At 31.4% G+C, this 17,285-nt stretch carries 19 protein-coding genes and 1 tRNA gene; 11 read left to right on the top strand and 9 right to left on the bottom strand.

The window, feature by feature from the left end; all coding sequences use genetic code 11:
• Positions 1-14: 14 nt before the first annotated feature.
• Complete coding sequence (gene yidD / locus BMX53_RS19420) at positions 15-293, bottom strand: membrane protein insertion efficiency factor YidD (RefSeq protein WP_074745446.1); 279 nt, start codon at positions 291-293, stop codon at positions 15-17.
• Positions 293-523, bottom strand: a complete 231-nt coding sequence (locus BMX53_RS07415) for a hypothetical protein (protein ID WP_074745444.1) — start codon at positions 521-523, stop codon at positions 293-295. Before BMX53_RS07415 ends, yidD begins: the two co-directional genes overlap by 1 nt.
• A 234-nt stretch (positions 524-757) precedes the next feature.
• On the opposite strand from BMX53_RS07415, the gene BMX53_RS07410 reads away from it, so the two are divergent.
• Both BMX53_RS07410 and BMX53_RS07405 read left to right on the top strand, forming a co-directional pair.
• Complete coding sequence (locus BMX53_RS07410; RefSeq protein WP_074745442.1) at positions 758-1,861, top strand: serine hydrolase domain-containing protein; 1,104 nt, start codon at positions 758-760, stop codon at positions 1,859-1,861.
• A 209-nt stretch (positions 1,862-2,070) separates the two neighbouring features.
• On the top strand, positions 2,071-2,637 hold the full coding sequence (locus tag BMX53_RS07405) for a hypothetical protein (protein ID WP_074745440.1): 567 nt from the start codon (positions 2,071-2,073) through the stop codon (positions 2,635-2,637).
• 835 nt (positions 2,638-3,472) lie between these two features.
• Here BMX53_RS07405 and BMX53_RS07400 read toward each other — a convergent pair.
• A complete protein-coding gene (locus BMX53_RS07400) occupies positions 3,473-5,152 on the bottom strand; it encodes a S41 family peptidase (protein ID WP_074745438.1) in 1,680 nt (559 codons plus the stop codon).
• A gap of 14 nt (positions 5,153-5,166) precedes the next feature.
• A complete protein-coding gene (locus BMX53_RS07395; protein WP_063176924.1) occupies positions 5,167-5,910 on the bottom strand; it encodes an outer membrane beta-barrel protein in 744 nt (247 codons plus the stop codon).
• A 1,222-nt stretch (positions 5,911-7,132) separates the two neighbouring features.
• Here BMX53_RS07395 and BMX53_RS19375 point away from each other — a divergent pair.
• Together BMX53_RS19375 and BMX53_RS07390 are read left to right on the top strand one after the other, a co-directional pair.
• Positions 7,133-7,267 carry a hypothetical protein gene (locus BMX53_RS19375; protein ID WP_262492905.1) on the top strand — a complete coding sequence of 45 codons (135 nt, stop codon included), beginning with the start codon at positions 7,133-7,135 and terminating at the stop codon, positions 7,265-7,267.
• Positions 7,268-7,839: 572 nt separating this feature from the next.
• Positions 7,840-8,094, top strand: a complete 255-nt coding sequence (locus tag BMX53_RS07390; protein WP_074745436.1) for a MerR family transcriptional regulator — start codon at positions 7,840-7,842, stop codon at positions 8,092-8,094.
• A 107-nt stretch (positions 8,095-8,201) separates the two neighbouring features.
• Here BMX53_RS07390 and BMX53_RS07385 read toward each other — a convergent pair whose 3' ends face one another.
• Positions 8,202-9,521, bottom strand: a complete 1,320-nt coding sequence (locus tag BMX53_RS07385; RefSeq protein WP_074745434.1) for a site-specific integrase — start codon at positions 9,519-9,521, stop codon at positions 8,202-8,204.
• 274 nt (positions 9,522-9,795) lie between these two features.
• Positions 9,796-9,880, bottom strand: a tRNA-Ser gene (locus BMX53_RS07380).
• A 257-nt stretch (positions 9,881-10,137) separates the two neighbouring features.
• On the opposite strand from BMX53_RS07380, the gene BMX53_RS07375 reads away from it, so the two are divergent.
• The 4 genes from BMX53_RS07375 (at position 10,138) to BMX53_RS19240 (ending at position 11,987) form a co-directional block, all read left to right on the top strand.
• Complete coding sequence (locus BMX53_RS07375) at positions 10,138-10,716, top strand: Crp/Fnr family transcriptional regulator (RefSeq protein WP_074745432.1); 579 nt, start codon at positions 10,138-10,140, stop codon at positions 10,714-10,716.
• A gap of 60 nt (positions 10,717-10,776) precedes the next feature.
• On the top strand, positions 10,777-11,202 hold the full coding sequence (locus BMX53_RS07370; RefSeq protein ID WP_063176922.1) for an acetyltransferase: 426 nt from the start codon (positions 10,777-10,779) through the stop codon (positions 11,200-11,202).
• A gap of 314 nt (positions 11,203-11,516) precedes the next feature.
• A complete protein-coding gene (locus BMX53_RS07365; RefSeq protein ID WP_038987698.1) occupies positions 11,517-11,693 on the top strand; it encodes a histone H1 in 177 nt (58 codons plus the stop codon).
• Positions 11,694-11,765: 72 nt separating this feature from the next.
• Positions 11,766-11,987 (top strand): metallophosphoesterase, encoded by a 222-nt coding sequence (locus BMX53_RS19240; RefSeq protein WP_242651416.1) that lies wholly within the window; start codon positions 11,766-11,768, stop codon positions 11,985-11,987.
• 473 nt (positions 11,988-12,460) lie between these two features.
• On the opposite strand, the gene BMX53_RS07355 is transcribed toward BMX53_RS19240, so the two are convergent.
• A complete protein-coding gene (locus tag BMX53_RS07355) occupies positions 12,461-13,075 on the bottom strand; it encodes a PH domain-containing protein (protein WP_063176921.1) in 615 nt (204 codons plus the stop codon).
• 117 nt (positions 13,076-13,192) lie between these two features.
• Here BMX53_RS07355 and BMX53_RS07350 point away from each other — a divergent pair, with 117 nt between their 5' ends.
• Complete coding sequence (locus tag BMX53_RS07350; protein WP_074745430.1) at positions 13,193-14,593, top strand: aminotransferase-like domain-containing protein; 1,401 nt, start codon at positions 13,193-13,195, stop codon at positions 14,591-14,593.
• An 88-nt stretch (positions 14,594-14,681) separates the two neighbouring features.
• Entirely contained in the window at positions 14,682-15,197 is a 516-nt protein-coding gene (locus tag BMX53_RS07345; protein ID WP_063176919.1) for a hypothetical protein, read from the top strand.
• Between the two features lie 80 nt (positions 15,198-15,277).
• Here the strand turns inward: BMX53_RS07345 and BMX53_RS07340 are convergent, their stop codons facing one another.
• Positions 15,278-16,081: a DUF6624 domain-containing protein gene (locus tag BMX53_RS07340; protein WP_074745428.1), complete on the bottom strand. Its 804-nt coding sequence runs from the start codon at positions 16,079-16,081 to the stop codon at positions 15,278-15,280.
• 5 nt (positions 16,082-16,086) lie between these two features.
• On the bottom strand, positions 16,087-16,596 hold the full coding sequence (locus BMX53_RS07335) for a GNAT family N-acetyltransferase (protein ID WP_242651414.1): 510 nt from the start codon (positions 16,594-16,596) through the stop codon (positions 16,087-16,089).
• 242 nt (positions 16,597-16,838) lie between these two features.
• Here BMX53_RS07335 and BMX53_RS07330 point away from each other — a divergent pair, with 242 nt between their 5' ends.
• Positions 16,839-17,231 (top strand): hypothetical protein, encoded by a 393-nt coding sequence (locus BMX53_RS07330; protein WP_074745426.1) that lies wholly within the window; start codon positions 16,839-16,841, stop codon positions 17,229-17,231.
• Positions 17,232-17,285: the final 54 nt, after the last annotated feature.

Genomic DNA, 17,285 nt, shown 5'->3' with positions numbered 1-17,285 from the left:
TTTTAATCTAAGTTTTAAAGTAATCTCTTCGCTATTTCATTCTCAGGTAGAATAACTCCATTTTTTAATAGCAGTTTCTTTTTATTTGTTGTATAATCTGTTATTATATCATATTGATTATTACAGGATTTAAAACGGAATAGTAAAGTCTTAAAACCTGCTATAAATCCATTGGTTGTTGTATCTTCATAAACTGCTTGAGAACAACTTTTTTTAAAAATACATTTCCTCCTATTTTTAGGAGGAATTAATAGCCAATATGATTTGATTATAAATAGCAATATATATTTCATTACTTTGAAAAAACAGCCATTTGTCTTGTTGTTGTATAACCAGGTTTAGCTCCAAATCCAAAACAACCATCATCTGCTCCCACATAGGTTGTAACGCTTTCTAATCTGATATATGACCAACCTTCTGAGGCATATTTATTAATTAAAATTTCAAGCTGTTGCGCAACATGATCAGATGTTCCATTTTTAGAATCAATAGAGGCAACGAATGGTACTACTTTATACTTCATAGTTATAGTTTTTAAGTTATTATTAAGTAATTTGATTGTAGTTGTAATAACTCAAACATAGGTGATTTTCTCATAATCAGTGTACGGAAAACCGTAAAACCAAATAGATATAAAAAATAACACCTGTGAAATAAATTTATTTATACTATTTTTTTATAGAATATTTATATTTGAGAGTTTGTGTATATCCTGGTAACTCTTGATATATATAACCTTAATTAACCTAATCTAAAAATGAAAAAAACATTACTATTAACCTGTTTATTATTGCCCTTATTAAGTACTGCTCAGTTGCAATCTGTATTTCAGTATAAGATAGATTCTCTATATGCTAAACATAAAGATGCGGTAGGTATTATGGTACACGTAGAGTCTCCTAAACAAGGTGTCTCGTGGAGTTATGCCACTGGCGTTTCAGATATTAAAACAGGTATAGCTTTAAAGCGCGAACAACCTGTTTTGATAGCAAGTAATACAAAGCCCTATGTAGCTGCAGCTACCCTGAGGTTAGTAGAGGAAGGAAAAATATCTTTAGATCAACCTATAGAGAAGTTATTGTCTAAGCAGACTCGTCAAATGTTTGAAAAGGCGAACTATGATTTAAATAAGATTACGGTAAGACATTTATTATCTCATACTTCAGGTATTCAAGATTATGTAAATGATGCTTATTTTGAATTGGTCAATGAACAACCAAAACACATTTGGACAAAAGAGGAACAAATAAAGCGCTCTATGCATATGGGAGAACCTCAGAAAGTAGGAGAGAAGTTTAGTTATGGAGATATTAATTATCTGTTATTAGCAGAGATTATAGAACAAAAGACGAATAAAGTGTTCTACTTAGCGATGCGTGATCTTTTAAAATATAAAGAGTTAGGATTGACAGAGACTTGGTTTATTAACTTAGAAGAATATCCTAAACAGTCTATGACATTAGCTCATCAATATGCTAATAAGTACAATTGGGATTCTTATGATTTAGACCCTTCTTGGGATTTATACGGTGGTGGGGGAATTGCTTCTACTACAAAAGAATCAGCGTTGTTTTTTCAATATTTGTTTGAAGGAAAGATTATCAAAGATAAGAAGCTTCTTCAGGAGATGATTACTTATGTACTACCTGCTGATCAGTCTAAGTATTGTCTTGGAGTATTTCATTTTGATTTAGGATTTAATGCTTATTATCACGGTGGATGGTGGGGAACTGATGTTATCTATTCTCCAGAAGCGGATGCTACAGTCACTGTATTCACACTACAAAAAGACTTTCAACATATCATTAACCCTTATATAGGAAAAGAGTTTTTGTCTTTATTGTTAAAAGAGAAGAAGTAAATGAGTATAAAAACCTCCTTAGTGCATTTTGAACTAAGGAGGTTTTTTAGTTCAAGAATTTTAAGTATCTCATGTTTCGCATATCAATATTTAATTAAATTAGCGAAATATTTTAGGCTAATTCAGTTTAAAGGCTTTTTATAGGTATAAAAGTCAGTAAATAGTGTTTGAGCTTTATAATTTGACAACCTTATTCCTTACTTAGATCTATGAAACAAAGAATAAAGAGATATAGTATACAATTCGTTAAAGAGATAATTCCTGTTGTGGTAGGGATTTTAATTGCTCTGTTTATTGATAATTGGAATTCTCAACGCAAGGATAGAGCGTATATTAAACAAGTATATACAACTATTAGCACTGAATTAAGTGAGTCTAAGGAGGATATAAAAGCGATGATGCCTAAGCAGAAAGCATTAATTGCTTCTTTAGAAGAGAATGCTAAAAATACTGAAGCTTCTATTCAGAAAATAGTAATGGATTCAAATGGTATTTATATTCCTCAAGTGAAGATTAATGGATGGAAGGCAGTATCAAGTACTAAAATAGATCTTATGGATTATAATCGCGTGAATACACTGTCTAATATTGCGGAATTAAAGGAGATGATCAATAATAAGAGTGAGTTCTTAATGACTTACTTATATTCTAATATAAACTCCAAAGATGAGAATACAAAACAGACTTTTAAAATGATCTTATTGGATATTATGCAAACCGAAAATACAATGCTTCAGCTAATAGAGTATTTTGAGAAGGAGAGTAAAGCCTCTTAAATCGAGTAACCAAAACTCTATTTAAAACAAACACACGTGAAGTAAATACTAGATTGTTTAAAAAATCTTCAAGTGTTTGACACTCTTTAATTGACTAATGCCATGAACGTACTTCGCAAGGTTATTAGGGTTGAAGAGTTTATTTCTTCATACAAATCTTTAATTAAGATTAAAAACTAGAATTATTCATCTATATTATAGGAAAGCCTTTATTGTTTTTTGATACAGGAATAAGATAGCATTAAAAGCATATTTTTATTTTTTGTATCTTTGTAGAGTATTTTGTTTTATATCAGTGCACTAACTGATGATTTAAGTATTATAAATGACACAAATCAAAGTGAAATAAAATCTTCTTATGAGTTTAAAAAACACCATTCTGCAAGGTGTTTGAATTCGCATTTCGCATTATTTTTTTAATCAAGAACCTAGTTTGATTTACCTCAAACCGAGTATTCATGCAGTGTTGTTCGACCATTGTTCGAGAACGCTTCGGGAAAGACGCCCTTTTTCCGAAGCGTTCCCGAACACTTCTCGAAGGACACTCGAACAAAACTCGGTGAAGCATTGGTATCATTGGTATCATTGGGTTTAGAGTGTGTTTTTAATTACTAAAAAATAACTTTCATGAAAAACGATAGTACATTTTGAGAGTGGTAAAAAAGACTGTTTTTTATCTTTCTTAAGTGTAGTAATGAATGAAATCAAACAACATATAGAGTAGGTGTTTTAATGTTGTAGGGGGTGTAAATCACGTTATTGGGAACTTTTTAGCATAAAAAAACCGACAACTCTCGTTATCGGTTTTTTGTTATGTAGTGATTTACTTTTCTACTTATTTAGAAGATAAGTAATTAATTGCTTCATTTAAAACTCTATCTACAAAGTTAGGTGAAGCCATTTGATATAATTCTTCATCAGTAGGAGGAGTTACATAAATATTTGGTTTTATACCTACTCCTTCAACTACAACTCCATTAGCATCTTTCATTGCTAATAACGGCATATAGAATGTCAATTTACCTCCAGCGATAGCATCTCTAGTACCACCGTTAAAATCATCAACTGTACCTAATCCTGCTGTAGCACCTGCACTATAATCACCAATACTTACAACTTGGTTTCCTTGAGATTTTAACATTAATGTAGTTATCTCAGACATACTAGCACTACCTTTATCTGTTAGAATAGCAATAGGAATATTGGCTGGAATACCAAAGTTGTGTGGTTTTGTTTTAGCCTCCACCCATGGAGTATAGTTAAATCTACCGTTACCTTCTCTTGTTCTTTGGTAAGCAAATACAGTATTTTTAGTAATAAAACGATCTGAAATAAAACGTGCATCAACAACTGCTCCACCACCATTAGATCGTAAATCTATAATAATCTTCTTAATATCGCCATTATGTAAAGGATTTAAGAATTTTTCGTAGAATGGAGCTCTTGCTATGATTTGTGTTATAGCACCAGTTAATTCTGGGAAATTATACCCAAAATTAATATGATTCCCCATAAGACCAATAAACGAACCTACGTAGTCTGCTGTAGCAGCATTGTATAAAGGACCGTAAGGTGCTATCGTATTGTACTTAGGTAATGCATTATATGCTATTAGAGCTTTTTGAGCAGCTGTAGTTAACTCTTTAGTAACTATTTCAGTTTGGTTAAATTTAGCAACTTCTTGCATAAATGTTTTAAAAACCTCAGATTCAGAATAAGAGTTATATGTATCCAGTATATTAAAAGTAACATCTTTAATAGCGTTACGCATATTAACATCTTTAATAGCATTTAACTCTTCGCTTTCAGAAAGAATCTCTTTTGTCAATAGTAAAGCATTTCCTTTACTAGGGTTTAAGTATTGATTAGCTAAAGTTATTTTAAAGCTATTAGTTACAGCAAACTGACTAAAAGTTAAATAATAGATATCAGGATTAGAAGTTAAATTACCTGCTATTATACCTAAACTAGCTGTTTTTGATTTAAATGCATTTTTATCAACTCTTTGTTGCATATAACCAAATTTATCTTCGAATGGATATGTATTAGGATTATCCTCATTTAACATTCCACCAAAGAAAGTAAGGGTTCTAATAATGTTTTTGTTAGTTGCTGGGAACTGTATTTTAACATTAAAGTGACGGTCAATAATAGGATTTATAATCTCTTTAAAGTAACCAGAAGCAGCTAGGAAGTCTGCGTTTATTTGTCCATCGTCTTCTCCTGGTCTTCCATAAGTTTTTAGAGCAGCAAATTTAGGATGATACGTTTTGTACACTTCATCCCAATCTAATCCACCTTGTTGTCTTTGTTCAGCAAAGTAGTTGTATTGTTGATCCATTGTTTTCCAAAAAACTTCAAATAGGTCTGCATACGATTGTACGTCATTTGCTGTAAATCTTCTAGGGTCTGTAACTGTAACATCGTCAGTAGAACAAGATGTAAACACTGTTGCAGATGATAATGATAATATAGATAAACTAAGTATAGTTATTTTATGTTTTATTCTTTTCATTGTGTGTGATTTTATTAAAATTTATAAGCAGCTCCTATTGAAATCATATGTGAATCTCTAGTGATCTTTTTATCCCCTGGGCTATCATATTTGTATGTGTCTGATAAACCATACAAATAATTGTAACCTGCAAAGACATCAATTTTATCAATAGAATAACCTACTTGAACTTGTCCTTGTAGTCCCATAGATAGTCTGCGTAATTGATTTTCATTTTTACCAAAATCATATTTTTCAGAAACTGTAGTGTAGTTAAATGATCCATCAGGTTGTAGTTCTGAGAAAACAGGATATTGCCCTTCTGTTTTCATTTTTGCCCAATACTCAGTATAAATACCTCCAGCAACTTTAACCCAAACACCATCTGTTGTATACGGGTTATTAATTAAGTATCCACCTACTAATAATGGAACTGATATAAAATCATTATTGTATTTAGAGTACCACCCTTCACGAGAGCCTGTTCTCTCAAACTCATAGTTTCTTTGTAAATAAGAAACTCCCGTAGATACAAATAAGGTTTTCCATACATTCATTTCTGCAGAAACATTAACTCCAAACCCCCCACGAGAGTTATACTTAGAGTCTACTAAGTTGGAAATATTAGCGTTTAATGAGGTATTAGTATACCCTAAATCAATTCCTACTTTGAATCGATTGTCTTTTTTTTGCTCATTTTGCTCACTTTGTGCATGGAGACTCATGCTAACCATCGAAAAAATGATAGCTGTTAAGCTACCTAATCTTGTTGAAATCATAAATTTTTATTTGTTTAGTTAAACTAAAGTAAACAAAAAATAATATATTTTTAAAATAAAATTAACTTAAAATTAATATTAGTATTATTTAAGAAGTTGTTTTAATTGCTGATGGGTGTTAATAAAGTATTGTTATTGTATATTTTATGTGTTATAATTATTATAAAATAGTTGTTTTTTAATGTTTAGATTGGCGAAAAATAATTCGCTTAAAGTAGGGTTTTTTATAAACGTCAATTAGGAGTGGGAAAAAATGTTTGAATAATTTAATTATTGAAGAGTTACTTAATTATTTAGAAGTTATAAATATCAAGTGAAAAATAGGTATGGATATATAGGGTGTAGTAAATAGTTGTTGTGAATATATCTATTAGAAGAGTGATTGATAAAAATGAAACCAATATTTAATTATATGTGGTATTCTTTATTAAGAGGAGGTTCCTTTTGGAAGGGAGTAGAGATCCCATTAGAGGTTAATAAGCACGAAGAAAAATAGCTAAACTGTGTTTAACCTCTTTTTTATGCTCATAAATTAGGACGAAGTAAGCGACTAGAGATTAGAGAACTCATTAAAGGTTAATTGACACAAAGAAAACCAATACCTCATTGCATGTGATATTTCGTTTTTTTATGCTCAACATTATTCTGAGAGTGAAACTATCAATAACTTTTGAGCATAAAAAAACCGATAACTCTCATTATCGGTTTTCTTCGCGGAGGAAGAGGGTTAGTCTCTTTTATTCCGTATGCCTTATAAATAGGGATGTTCACTTTTTTTAATTGTAGTAAGCACCTAATAGAGAAAGTTTAAAACTATGATTTGGAATCATTTTGAGATTCTTGTTAAAGTTAATACTTTCTACTTTTTAAATAAAGAAAAAGACACATATATCAGTAATTTCTTCTATTTCAATATACCATCACTACCTCTATAACCTTTTGGATGGTTGCTATTTATAATGGTAAATATTACCGATTTTAAAAAAAATACTCTTGTAGATCAGATGATAGATGAAATAAATAAATAACAATCTATATATCAATAACTTAATTGTTAGTGAATAATCAACTGCTTGTCATCTACGGTTCATCTGTGCTCATCTAAAGAAAGTAATTCACTATTAGTACAATTATGATCAGATGCTCAGATGATAACTAAATGACATATAGATATCATCTTAACAGTTGTAAATCAACAATATACAATCATATAACCCGACTTATGAATATTCAAGAAGAAAAAAATATATTGATTATTTCTATTTTAGATAGCCTAGATATAAAACCAACTAAAATCAATGATAAACAAGCCTGGTATCACTCTCCTTTTAGAGAGGAAAATACCCCTGGTTTGTGATTCAAAAAAGTTCTAAAGATTTTAGCAAACAATTGTTTTTCTCTTTACTAGTAACTTTATATTACACAGGCTAATATAGGAGAGAAATATTATGAGGTTACAGCAATTAAACCTCTGAGAAGTTAATTGCAGCATTTCCATTAATTACAAAAGATGCAAGAGTTAGATATAAAGATTACAAGGATGTCAATGATTATTTACTGAGTATTAGCCGCGATAAATTGACGTGAGAATCATCGAGATGTGTCTTTGTCCTTACAAATTGAAAATTTTCCAGTATCAAAGACCGCTCGTTTTTCTCCCGAAGGTCGCAAAATGGGTAAAAGAAATAAGAGTATTAATTACGAGAATACAAGAAGTAATAAAGCATTATCTATGGCTTCTTTCTGCTCAAGTAAGTAAAGATGTTTTCTTTTGATTCCAAGTATTTCTTCTTTGATGTATTTTATGTTCTATAATTAATAACTGAATTTAATAGGCATAATAAAGCCAAATAGGCCTCAAAACTGCCAAAAATCAAGTAAAATCTATTTTGGTTATAGTTTAGTTGTTTAACCTTAAAGATAATTATCATGGAAAATCAAATCACAAAAGAAGATTTAAGACTGTTTGCACAAACAATCATTGGAGAGCTAAAAGAACTATTAGCTAAACAGAGCAAAGAAAACTCTCTTGAATGGGTAAAGGCAAAAGTAGCAAGGCAACTACTTAATATCTCGCCAGCTTCATTACAAACATTGCGTATCAGTGGTAAATTGCAGTATCGCAAAATACTAGGCTCGTATTACTACAACAGAAAAGAGATCGAAAACCTATTTAGTAAGTAGAAAATGTCTACTTATTAAATAGGTTGAAAATTGACTCCCTTAAATTCCTTGCTTGCAAATACAACAGTAAACTGTTAGAAAGTGTAGAGAATTTAAGGGAGTTTTTATTATCCATTTAACTGATTAATAAAATTAGTTAGTTGAGTTAATTTATCAGGATTTAGCTTTTTTAAACTCTCTAATAAATCGGTGTAAGTATCAGTTTGTTTATTTGCTTTTCCCTCAAGCTTATCTTTTAATATCTGCATTTCAGTTTTAATAGACTCTTCTTCTGTTAGAGCGTATTCCTCTGTTTGTTTAACAGAGTGATGACCTAACATTTCTTTTACTACGTGAATAGGTACGCCATTGCCAAGAGTTACAGTACTTCCAAAAGTTCTTCTTGCTTTATGCGTATTTAGTTCGCTTATCTCGCACAGTGAGGCAATCTCTTTTAAATACTCATTCATCTTTTGATTTGAGCGAACGGGAAGTACTATATCTTTATAAGTGCAATCAGGATGATCTTTATACTTTTCCATTATCTGTATAGCTTTAGGAAGTAAAGGGATGGTAATATTAGCATCTGTCTTTTGTCTGTTGGTTCTTATCCATAGATTGCCTTCTTCATCTTTTGTAATATCGCTTTTCTTTAGCTTAAACACATCGATATAAGCAAGACCAGTATAACACTGAAAAACAAATACATCTCTTACAGTTGCTAATCGCTCGTTAATAAACTCTTTGTTTTCTAAAATAGATAGCTCTTGTTTGCTTAATGGTTTCTTATTGAGCTTAGTCTTTTTAGGTTTATACTGTACAAATGGATTAGAAGAGATTATTCCTTTAGCAACTGCCCTTAAAACAATCTTCTTAAAGTTTGAGATATACTTAATAGCTGTGTTATTAGAACACGCTCTAACGGTTTTTAAATAGTGCTCATAGCCAATTACAAACTCATAGTTGAGTTCTCTAAACTCTATATCGTCTTTACCATATACATAACGGATATACTCAGCTACGTGTGATCTTGCTGTTACGTATCTTTCATGCGTTCCAATGGAGTACTCTTTAGGTACAAGTTTAAGCATTTCATCATTGTGCTTTTGAAACTCTTCTAAAACTTTGACTTTACTAGCTCCTTTACCTTGGATATAATCCATAAGTACAGAAGCAGTAATAGGTTCTTCATTGCTTAAGAGTTCTAATTTGTACTTAGTAATCTTTGATACGATTGTATCTAAGAGGTAGTTTAGCGTTTTAGCATCTTCTTTAGTGCCGTTGGCACGACCTGCTTTTTGGTTCCATCTATTGATATCCCATTTATGACTTAAAGAAGTCTCTTTACGAATACCATCTACTGTGATTCTAAGGTAAACACCTCTTAAATCACTTTTCTCTCTATTGGGTTTAAGAAAGAAATTAATTGATAACTGTTTTTCTAACATAATTCAACTGTTTTTAAATATTAATAAATGTCGAATTAAAACGTTCCAAAATCACAGTTTAGAACTCTCTGGCGCCATTTGGCGTAAGGGTTCGTTAAGTTTGAAGGTGCGCATCATTAAAATATTTTTCTGTGCACCGAATCAAGTGTATTTTTGGGTGCACTTTTGAAAAAAATGGGATATCCCTAAAAAAGAAAAAACCTATAACTCTTTTGAGAATCATAGGTTTTAAGTTGTTTTGATGACCTTTAAAAGGTTATCATTTATAATTTCGCGGAGGAAGAGGGATTCGAACCCCCGGACCTGTTACAGTCAACAGTTTTCAAGACTGCCGCAATCGACCACTCTGCCATTCCTCCTTTGGTCTGCTTTACTTCCGTATTGCGAGTGCAAATATACTGCAAATACTGGGGTTTGCAAGTGTTTTTTGAAAATATAGGACAACTTTTCTAATTGTTTATTGTAACTTGTTTATTTTGAGGGAGTAAAAAATTGTCTTTTTTGAGGGGATTTTGAAGATATAGTTATTTAGAGAGGATAATACTTCTCTTTCTTTATAAAATAGCTTGAGTTGTAAAAGTGGTTTTATATTTTTATAGCATTAAAGAGAGAGTTTATGTTACTAGAGAAGTTACTAAAAGAGTTTGGCGTTGATATTTCTTTGTTTACTACTTCTGAGTTGATGTTATTTGACTCCTATTTTGAAGAAATTCATGTAAAGAAGAATACATATCTAATAAAGGAAGGGGAGGTAGAACCTTATAGCTACTTTGTCTTCCAGGGAACATTTAGATGCTGGACGCTTGATCACAAAGGAGTGGAGCAGACCTTTTGGTTTTGTAAAGAGGGGACTTTCTCGATGTCTAATATATCTTTTTCTCTTCAAGAAAAGACTAACTTTTCTGTTCAGGCTGTTACAGATTCGATTGTATATCGCATTAGTAAGGAACAAGTAGAGCTTCTGTATAACGATATGCCTAAACTTGAGGTAATATTTGGTCAGTTGACAGCAATGCTCTTAAATCGCTTATTACAGCGTAATATTGATTTAATTAAGTATTCTCCTGAAGAGTATTATGTAAAGTTACTAGAAGAGTATGGTGCAACTATAAATTACATACCCCTAAAAGATATAGCATCTTATTTAGGAATCACTCCACAGGCATTAAGTAGAATCCGCAAACGCATTTTTTAACTTGGGTTCAGTGTTATTAGTGATGAAGAGTAGAAATTTGCCTTATTAAATATATAGATTATGATTAGAAAAGTAAAGAGTAGTGAATATCCTCAATTAGTAGATATATGGGAAAGTGCGGTGATTAATACACACGATTTTTTAGCAAGAGAGGATTTTGAGTATTTTAAAAAGACAATACCTAATTATTTTGAATTTGTAGAGCTTTATGTATATATAAATAGTGAAGAACAAATGACAGGATTTATAGGTGTAGCAGATGAGAATTTGGAGATGTTGTTTATTCACAATGATTTTAGAGGGAAAGGAATAGGTAAACTATTGCTCAACTATGCGAAAGATAGATTACATGTCAATAAAGTAGATGTAAATGAACAGAATGATCAAGCAGTTGGCTTTTATTTGCATCAAGGTTTTGCACAGATAGGACGTTCTGAAACGGATGGGCAGGGTAAGCCATACCCAATATTGCACTTAAGCTTATAGTTTTGTAGGCTTTTATAGTTGTAATATTAGAAGTTTAGCTTATAAATGTTCTTTGTATTACCTTTTTGGGCATTTATACTATTGTATTATTTATCATTTTTTGGTAAGCCCAGTAGTTACAAGGTATTAGAAGAGTTTTATGTTAATTGTGTTGATTTTTAGTTAGTTAGTGTTTTTTGTGGTCAGAATAGACGAAGTTGTAAAAAAATCAAGTGCAAAAATAGAGAACCAAAATCACAAAAAAGTCAGTAAATACTGTGGTTATGTGAGATTATATTCTATTTTTGTATAGACATTAAAATGTAAAAATTACCATGAAAGAATTAATCGAAAAAATTAACGCAGAGTTTGAGGCGTTCAAACAAGATTCAGCTTTACAATCAGAAAACGGAAATAAAGCTGCAGGTACAAGAGCTCGTAAAGCATCTTTATCTATTGAGAAACTTTTAAAAGAGTTTAGAAAAGCATCTTTAGAGGCTTCAAAACAATAATAATAAAAGCTCCTACTTACTGAGTAGGAGCTTTTTTATTTCATAAGTTTGTACAGTATTTAACTCAACTGTATGAACTATTTTATCATAGGTGATATCCATGGATGTTATCACACTTTATGTGCTCTCTTAGAGCAATGGAATCCTCAGGAAGAGCACCTAATCTTAGTAGGAGATTTAATAGATAGAGGTAACTACAGTTGGTTAGTAGTTGATAAGTGCTTGTCTCTTTTAAATGATCCATCAGTATTTGTTACTATACTTAAAGGCAATCACGAAGCTGAATTAATCTAGTATATTCGAGATGGACATCATGAGATATGGACCTCACAGTGTGGGTTAGCCACCTTAGATGATTTTGAACATCACAGTGTTGACCTTACAGAACTCTTACCTAAACTAGAACAATTACCACTTGTCTTTGAAACAGCATTTTTATAGTGACTCACGCAGGTGTATCTGATACCCAATATCCTTATCAGGAGGATAATTGGGATGGTGTATTATGGAATAGAAATGAGTTGGTAAACTAAGACAAACTTCAGATTCACGGACATACTCCTTTACATCAATCCCTTCCTCAATATACAGAACAGAGTAATTCTTATAACATTGACACAGGTGCTTATTATGGCTATGGATTAACAGGTATTAAGATAGATGATATTGCTAATGTGCTAGAAGTAATTACTGTCCCAACAGATATGAAGGACATTAAGTAGTTTCGTTATTGAGATAATTATCAAATTTGTTTTATTATAATAGAATTATAGTAGTGCTTGTAGATCTTCTTTTATCATAGAAGCAGCTGTTGCATTATCTGATAGATGGAACTTATATTGTTTATCTGCTTTGGTTTGTACTTTTAGTTGATAGAATGAAGATCTTCTTCCTCTTTTTCTTGATAGTTCAAAGCTGAGTAATGTATGTTCAGGTATAAGAACTGTCATCGTTCCAGTCATTATATACACATTATTGTTATTAAATATAATGGGTAAAGTGTATTGGTAAAACGGACTGTATATATCATTATATGATTTTAGTTTTTCGATATAACGATTGTTCAGTGTTTTTAATATTGGAATATATCTGTCAAAAAATAAATGGATGACATAGTACATTAACCCCATTAACGAACCTATTATTACTAGTAAGAATAAACTGTGATAAGTAGCAGAAGTTATGCGTTCTTGATATCTGTCTATACCTAATTTCTCTACTCCATAAGACATCGTTTCCTTGTAGGTAATTAGGAAAAACATAAGAGGGGTTAGTACTGTTATCGTGATTAGAACCCATAAGGCTATTTTCTTTCTTTTTTCTAATACAGCTATAAAGCTATTGATGTAGTGTTGATTTGTTGTTGTTATTGAGTCTTGCATATAGAATGTAAAATAGGCTTATAGTGCACTAAGGTAAAGTTTTTAAAGGATTCTGTACTGTTTAAGTTAGCATAAATTTGAATAGTTGTATCTTTGTATCGGTACAGATAGTAGATTATGAAGCAGTATAAATATAGTGTATTTACAGATAAAATAGAAGAAGGAATAAGAAAAGGTCTTTTAAAACCTGGAGATAAATTACCTTCTGTTCGCGCTATAAAAGCAGAATATACGCTAAGTACTAGCTCTGTACAGAGTGGATATGATTACCTTGTTTTTAGGGGATTAGTACAGAGTCTACCTCGTGCTGGTTATATTGTGGCAGCGTATATAGATAGTGAGATATCTTCTACAGCGTTAAATGCTATTCCTAGAGACTCGGTTTTTAGAGAGAAAGTATTGTTGACTTCAAATAAGTTAGAACATTCAGAGCAAGCCTCTCTAAACGTAGCAACTCCAGCAGATGTATTTATACCACAGAAACTAGTATTGAAGACGATGCAGGAAGTTATCCGAGAGAAAGGAGCCTCCTTACTGCGTTATTACCCTAATAATGGCTCTAATGAATTGAGAGATCTAATAGCTAGTCGCGCAGCCTTATATGGGACAACTATTCAAGCTGATGAGTTAGTTATCACTGATGGAGCATTGCAGGCATTGTATATCGCATTAGCGTCTGTTACATCACCTGGAGATATTGTAGCAGTAGAGAGTCCTTGTGTATTCTCTATACTAGAGGTTTTCGCTAGTTTAGGGTTGCGTACTGTAGAAGTACCTGTGCGATATCCTAATGGTTTAGATATCGAATACCTTGCTAAGGTATGTGCTGACTACCCTATCAAGGCTATTGTAGTTACTCCTAATTTTCACAATCCTACAGGTCTATTATTGACAGATGAACAGAAGCAACGAATATATGATATTGCTGTAGAGTACAATGTTCCAATTATAGAAAATGATATCTATGGAGATTTGTATTTCGAAGGTAATAGACCGAGTAATATCCGCAGCTTTGATACAAAAGGATTAGTGTTGACCTATTCTTCATTTTCTAAGACTTTAGCTCCAGGACTGCGATTAGGATGGTTAGCTGCTAGTAAATACTTCTCAAAAGCAGAACGAGTAAAATTCTCTATAGGGAGATCTGTATCTCCTATAAATCAAGAGGTAATGATTAAGTTACTTAACTCCTCAAGTTATGACAAACACCTGCGTGTGTTTCGTTCTAAATTAGAGTTTCAGTGTATTCGATTGATAGAACAGTTTAGAGTGAGTTTTTCTGAAGAGTTTAAGCTTACTTATCCCAAAGGCGGATATAGTCTATGGTGTCAATTACCTATAAATGCAAATGTGGACTTATTTTATAAATCTTGTGAAAAAGAAGGAGTTTATTTTACTCCTGGTGATACTTTTTCATTTACAGATGCTTATGACTCTTGTTTTAGAGCTGTGTTTTCCCAGCAATTAACAGATGAGCACTTAAACGCTATTCAAAGGATAGGTAAGGTATTGAGGTAAACTATGTACTGATAGTTTTTTACTATACTGTACCGATACCTATATCTAATGGAATTCTATATTTGTATAAGTAATAAAATAGAATACCATGGATATTATATCAAAATTTACAATAGCATCAGAAGAAGGACTTAGACATTTGTTTAGTCTTCGCAAGACTCAATATACTCAGCAGTATCAAGAAACGGTAAACGCAGATAATCTTACTAATTATATAACTACGCAACTCGATGCGAAAGAGGCTATCTTAGAATTAAATAATCTAAGCACTCAGATGTTATCAGTCTTTGTTAAAGAAGAACCTGTAGGATATGTATTGATAAAACAAACGCCTAGTCCAGAAATACTAAAAGATTTAAAAGTAATTAATTATGCTCCTTTTTATATTAGTGCGGATCATAATAACGCAGAGGTGAGAGATTCTCTGTGGAATAAGAGCTTGTCTTTAGTGCGTAACTATGACGCAATATGGACAGAGGTATTACAATCGGATCCACTTATTCCATCATTAGAACAGTGGGGATTTAAAGTAGAAGAGCAGTCTATGATGGCTCCATTTGGTAAGCCATCTTATATTATGATTCGCAGAAAAAGCAATGTTTAAAATAAACTTTTTTTCATTTGTATAAGTTGTTTTTTGAACGTCACAACCATAAGGATTACTTATGGTTGTTTTTTTTGATATTATTTAGTTATAGGAGGTAAACCTAGTTTAGTTCTTCGTTTATTTACTTTGTCTAAGTTATCGTAGGGAGGTAGTAATATTGTGTTGCCATCTTTATCTATTGTAGACTGTGTACCATACTTCTGAGGTTGATTATCACCTACAGCTATTTTATCATAGAGATAAGCTAAGTGTTTAGACTCAAGATAACCTAGTTTTACTGCTTTTTTGATTTGGAGTAAGTATTTTTTTTGATACTCACTATTAGCATGTAGTAGTATAGTTAAGGCATTGTGACTACTTTCTTGTTTGTTCTTTATAGAAGAATGAAAGTCACATGAGTTGAAGATATTAAATAACAATCTCTGATTTAAAGCATCTACTTTGGGATCTATTGTACCACTAAGTCTATTTTCTTTATCTTTTAAAGAGGCTTCACTTAGAAGTCTATCTAACTGATTACAATCAATATTCATTTTAGCATTTATTGTATCAGCATAAGTGCCATAAGTATGGTATAACTGTAGCGTTTTATTGAATGTAATATCTGTGTTTTTAATTTTTCTAAATCTTAAGATGATAGAATCATTTTTAGTGTCTAAGTATCTATCTACATAGTATTTAGAAGGAGAGTAACTAACAGCTTGTTTGTAATCAATGACCTCTCCTTTAGGAGATAGTATTTTACAAACTTTGTTATTTAAGGCATCTTGTTTTATTAACTCAACTATCTCTTTATTAGTCAGTTTTATATATCTCTTACTATTAGTACAGCTACTAATAAGTAAAGTAATAAATAGAGTATATATAATCTGTTTTATCATATTATTTATATTTTCTTAAACAACCTCCATTGAATGAAGTTCCCTAATAACCCTGTTCTATTAAAACCTAATCGCTCTAGAGTTTTGGCAGATCCTATATTATCAGTAAGAGATTGAGCAGTAATGCTCTTTACATAAGGCTGCGTAAAAGCCCAGTGGATCAATCCTTCAGCAGCCTCGCTCGCATAGCCTTTTTGACGTTCTTGTACCACAACCCCGTAGCCGATATCTATGACTCCCCCGATATTAGGTACTCCTTTAAAGCCAATATCACCTATGATAGTATTGTTCTCTTTATTTACAATTAACCAAGACTCAAAACCTGTAGGAGCAGGTACTTTCTTTAAGTTGATTAGAATACGAGGCAAAGTTTCTACCATATCTGTATCTGGCCAACCTAGAGAAGGTTCTAGTCCATACTGTGCTAATATACTAATGTTGTTATTAAGTAACTCTTCACATAGTTCTACAGTGAAGGGAATTAGGTAAAGTCTATTTGTAATAATCTTTTTCAAGGTAATCTTTAATTCAAATTTAGTTCTTATTAGTACTAATAACTATATAAATAGGGGATTAGTATATAACATTAATAATTTTCTAATCGAAGAGTTTGATAGCTTGCTTTATGATAGAGGTAAAAGGTTGATAATTTTTAGTACTAATAATATATTAAGTTCAATATGCGATGTTTTTAATAAAAATTTGATTAGTTTTAGTAATGAATTATATCTAAAAGCTAAAATCAATCAATAAGAGTATGGAAAGAAGATTAAGACTCTATTATTTTACTTTATTACCTATTGCACTGGTAATTATTTACCCTTTTTTATTGAAAGAAGGAGGAAAGGGAATGAGAGTGTTTTTTTACTTTTTAGGTACTGGATTACCTTTTTTACTGTTGAATGTTGGTAGAAGTCTGTATAAAGGCAAAAAAGCTATAGATATCATTAATGTGGCTTATGTGGTACTGTTGTTTCTATATGGATTGTTAGTTTTGAGTTTTAAAGATTGGTTAGTTGTAGTTTTACTGTACCTACCTTTCATATCACTAGTAATATTAGAGTCCTTTAAACAGAATAGATATCTCATATTAAATATTGCTAGTATCTCACATTTAGTGTTATTTATAGCCTATGCGATAAGTTTGTAACAAAAAAATCGTAACTAAGGTACATGAGTATCCCTAATTACGATCACATTATTT

This window comes from Myroides marinus (genome assembly GCF_900109075.1).
GTDB classification, from domain to species: Bacteria; Bacteroidota; Bacteroidia; order Flavobacteriales; family Flavobacteriaceae; genus Flavobacterium; species Flavobacterium marinum_A.
Note: the sequence above shows the minus strand (reverse complement) of the source record. Positions and strands in the feature narration are given on the sequence as shown.

Coding starts and splice junctions, on each gene's coding strand:
- yidD (WP_074745446.1), bottom strand. CDS start 293: ATGAAATATATATTGCTATTTATAATCAAATCATATTGGCTATTAATT.
- BMX53_RS07415 (WP_074745444.1), bottom strand. CDS start 523: ATGAAGTATAAAGTAGTACCATTCGTTGCCTCTATTGATTCTAAAAAT.
- BMX53_RS07410 (WP_074745442.1), top strand. CDS start 758: ATGAAAAAAACATTACTATTAACCTGTTTATTATTGCCCTTATTAAGT.
- BMX53_RS07405 (WP_074745440.1), top strand. CDS start 2,071: ATGAAACAAAGAATAAAGAGATATAGTATACAATTCGTTAAAGAGATA.
- BMX53_RS07400 (WP_074745438.1), bottom strand. CDS start 5,152: ATGAAAAGAATAAAACATAAAATAACTATACTTAGTTTATCTATATTA.
- BMX53_RS07395 (WP_063176924.1), bottom strand. CDS start 5,910: ATGATTTCAACAAGATTAGGTAGCTTAACAGCTATCATTTTTTCGATG.
- BMX53_RS19375 (WP_262492905.1), top strand. CDS start 7,133: ATGAATATTCAAGAAGAAAAAAATATATTGATTATTTCTATTTTAGAT.
- BMX53_RS07390 (WP_074745436.1), top strand. CDS start 7,840: ATGGAAAATCAAATCACAAAAGAAGATTTAAGACTGTTTGCACAAACA.
- BMX53_RS07385 (WP_074745434.1), bottom strand. CDS start 9,521: ATGTTAGAAAAACAGTTATCAATTAATTTCTTTCTTAAACCCAATAGA.
- BMX53_RS07375 (WP_074745432.1), top strand. CDS start 10,138: ATGTTACTAGAGAAGTTACTAAAAGAGTTTGGCGTTGATATTTCTTTG.
- BMX53_RS07370 (WP_063176922.1), top strand. CDS start 10,777: ATGATTAGAAAAGTAAAGAGTAGTGAATATCCTCAATTAGTAGATATA.
- BMX53_RS07365 (WP_038987698.1), top strand. CDS start 11,517: ATGAAAGAATTAATCGAAAAAATTAACGCAGAGTTTGAGGCGTTCAAA.
- BMX53_RS19240 (WP_242651416.1), top strand. CDS start 11,766: ATGAACTATTTTATCATAGGTGATATCCATGGATGTTATCACACTTTA.
- BMX53_RS07355 (WP_063176921.1), bottom strand. CDS start 13,075: ATGCAAGACTCAATAACAACAACAAATCAACACTACATCAATAGCTTT.
- BMX53_RS07350 (WP_074745430.1), top strand. CDS start 13,193: ATGAAGCAGTATAAATATAGTGTATTTACAGATAAAATAGAAGAAGGA.
- BMX53_RS07345 (WP_063176919.1), top strand. CDS start 14,682: ATGGATATTATATCAAAATTTACAATAGCATCAGAAGAAGGACTTAGA.
- BMX53_RS07340 (WP_074745428.1), bottom strand. CDS start 16,081: ATGATAAAACAGATTATATATACTCTATTTATTACTTTACTTATTAGT.
- BMX53_RS07330 (WP_074745426.1), top strand. CDS start 16,839: ATGGAAAGAAGATTAAGACTCTATTATTTTACTTTATTACCTATTGCA.